This is a genomic window from Bacillus sp. 05T31, from assembly GCF_056396725.1.
On record NZ_JBFTMA010000522.1, the window covers coordinates 1 to 3,149 of the forward strand.

At 31.6% G+C, this 3,149-nt stretch carries 2 protein-coding genes and 1 pseudogene; 1 reads left to right on the plus strand and 2 read right to left on the minus strand.

Translation table 11 applies throughout. The features are described 5' to 3' along the window. Positions 1-595: pseudogene (locus AC1DJR_RS23410) on the minus strand (D-serine ammonia-lyase); the annotation flags it as partial. Positions 596-792: 197 nt separating this feature from the next. Between AC1DJR_RS23410 and AC1DJR_RS23415 the strand changes: the two are divergent. After that, positions 793-1,347: a helix-turn-helix domain-containing protein gene (locus AC1DJR_RS23415; RefSeq protein ID WP_061676088.1), complete on the plus strand. Its 555-nt coding sequence runs from the start codon at positions 793-795 to the stop codon at positions 1,345-1,347. Positions 1,348-1,496: 149 nt separating this feature from the next. On the opposite strand, the gene AC1DJR_RS23420 is transcribed toward AC1DJR_RS23415, so the two are convergent. Further along, entirely contained in the window at positions 1,497-2,924 is a 1,428-nt protein-coding gene (locus AC1DJR_RS23420; protein ID WP_477003622.1) for an S-layer homology domain-containing protein, read from the minus strand. Positions 2,925-3,149 lie beyond the last annotated feature (225 nt).

The window sequence follows — 3,149 nt, forward strand, 5'->3', positions numbered from 1 at the left end:
TCTCGCATCAGTTGACATATGGACAGTTACATTGAATCCTAACTTTACACTCATAATTCCAATGCTTAACCCTAAATTTCCGGTCGAACCTACTGCAATTGAATAATTTGAAAAGAATGTTCTAAACCTGTCACTATCTAATACGGAATAATCATCTTGTTTAGTTAATAAATGATGTTTCAAAGCTAAATCTTTGGCGTGTTTTAATACCTCATATACTCCGCCTCTTGCTTTAATAGATCCCGAAATGGGAAGATGACTATTACATTTTAGTAATAATTGTCCTGGTATTTCCTCTTTATATTCTTCTTGCAGATATTGTTTCATGGAATTAATATTTACTAGTGGCGATTCAATAATGCCATTCGCCTCTTGTGTTTCAGGAAAAACTTTTGCATTATTATGGAGCAAATCGTTTTAATCGATCTTCTGCATCTATAACATCCACTCTAGTTAAAGTACTAGCTAGAATAAAAGATTCAAAATCTGTCTTACTTGGGTTAAGCAAAAAAACTTCCTCGGTTTCAATTAATTTTTGAAAAAATGGATACTTCTTTCTCAAATTCTCTTTTGTTTCATTTGCAATTTCTCTCAGTCATAAACCCCCTTGTAAATATAATCAATCCATTTCAATCACTTCACGTCTTATTTAATATTCTTACAACGATATAAATGTTTGAAAATTAATCATAATTTATTATAATTAAGTATATATTAACAATGTATTAAGTATAAGTAAATAAAATTAATTTTAATTTAATAAATTTCACTCATTTAAAGGGGATTATGTATATGAACAATATTAATGTTGGTCAAAAAATTATGGGATTTAGAAAAGGTGCAGGATTAACTAGTAAACGTTTAGCTGAATTAGCTGATATAACACCTTCCATGTTAAGTCAGATTGAGAAAGGGATCACGAATCCATCATTACAAACACTAAAATTAATTTCTGTAGCATTAAATATTCCTTTATTTAATTTTTTCTTGGAAGATACCAATACAGAAGAATTAGTTGTAAGAGCGGAACAAAGAAAACAAATAACCTTCCCTGAAAGCGGTAATGTTTCGTATGAGTTATTATCTCCTAATTTAGATGGATCACTGGAATTGGCTTTAATGAATCTGCTACCTCAAACCGCTTCATCTATGGAGCCTGTGGCACATAAAGGCGAAGAAATAGCATTTATTATGGAAGGACAAGTAAAACTATATCTAAATGATGAGGTTCTACTTCTTAATCCAGGTGATAGTGTTAAAATCCCACCATACGCAAAACATAAATGGGAAAACACTTCTTTACACAAAGTCACTGTTATATTTGGAGTAACCCCACCATCTTTTTAATTTTAAATACTAGCGCATAAAAGTTAGAGGAAATAATTCTCTAACTTTTTTGTATACATAACTATATTTAAAAAAAGTAAAAAACTTGTCTCATAATTATATGGGATTATAATCTAAACGATTAAGAGTAGTGAGAGAGACCTTTCTAATTACATACTTAAATTACTTTTTAATGCCCAGTATTTTTCTCCATTAGTTTCAAAAGAGAATTCTATCCATCCATTTGGATCTTCACGATAAATAAAGATGTTTGTTCCAGGAGTTACTGTACCAACTTTATTTTCATCGACTGCTACATCTGATTTACTTTTAATTTTTAAATGAAATGGATAAGGTACATGATAGTAAGCGGCTGATGATACAATATTTGCGCTCGAACCATCTTCATACATTTTATACGGTATTTCATTAGATAACGCTTCGACATCTAATGTTTCAGGGTTCTTCGGTAATTTTTTTGCATGTGTATAGTCTTTTGCACGGAACGGTTTAATACGCCCCATAATACCTGCAATTTTGTTAGCCCATCCTTTATCTGATGCATATTTCACGTTCATACCAGCTAACGTTGGTCCGTTATAATGCATACCATCTTCTTCTAAATATCTTTCTCGCACATAATTAGCATTATAAGCAATACTGTCGCTGTAGGTTGGTAAATATTTTGCATATTTAAACGGATCTCCATCATATGCACGTAATCCGAATAGATTATGTTTTTGATATGCAATTTCTGATTTTCCATATCCAGATTCTAAAATTGCATGAGCGGCTAAATATAGAGCATTTACACCATATTTATTTTGTGCGTTGATAAAGTCTTTCCCATGTCCAACTAATGGACTATCTGAATGGTATTGTGCAATAAAACTATCAATTTCTTGGGCAGTAATATTAGAAGCCACTGTTAAGTTTAAATCTTCATATGATGTAGCAGTAATGATTTCTTTGTCTTCTAAACCATTGTTTTGATTTTGTTGCAACATATCAGTTTTAGCAGTAAGTTGAGCGGCTTCAGCTCGTGTTATGAATCTATTTGGTTGCCAACCGTTATCAGTCCCAACTGAGATTTTTAAGTTAATTAAAATATTGGCGAATTTTTCACCCCAATGTCCTTTTAAATCCTCAAATTTACTTTGGCCATTATCATTTGTTGTACTCTGTAGTTTATAAGCATTTACTAGCATTGTCGCCATAGCAGCACGTGTAACTTTTCCAGTTGGATTGAAGATGCCATTCCCTTCTCCTTTAATGATGCCAGCTTTTTCAGCAGCAGCAATATASGGMGTWSCCCARTGGTTTTGTGAATCTGTAAARGAWGGTTTTGCATTKAAGTCAATTTTCGTACCCAAAACCCTTGTCATAATAGTCGCCGCAGAAGCTCTGTCTAATGAATCATTTGACCCAAAAATCCCATCTGGGTAGCCACTTAATACTTGTTTATCTACTAAATAATTTACAGATTCCTCTGCCCACTTTGGAACATCAGGAAATTTTTGAGTATCTGCAAATATATTAGATGAGTAGGATAGTAGACTTCCWGCAAKAATTCCTGTAGCAATTAACTTGGATTTCATAAAATATTCTCCTTCTAAATCTTAATTTCTATCCATTCTCATGCATTTAATTTACATTATTCCTTTATTAAGAAATAAGAATAAAAAATTGCAATGAATGTTGGTTTGTTTATTGAATAATTATCCATATTTTTAATGGACAATATATATAAGGAATTGTGTAAACAAAAGCTCTTTATTCAACAGAGTATATAGAGAAAAAGTTCTCTATCAATATACATCTCT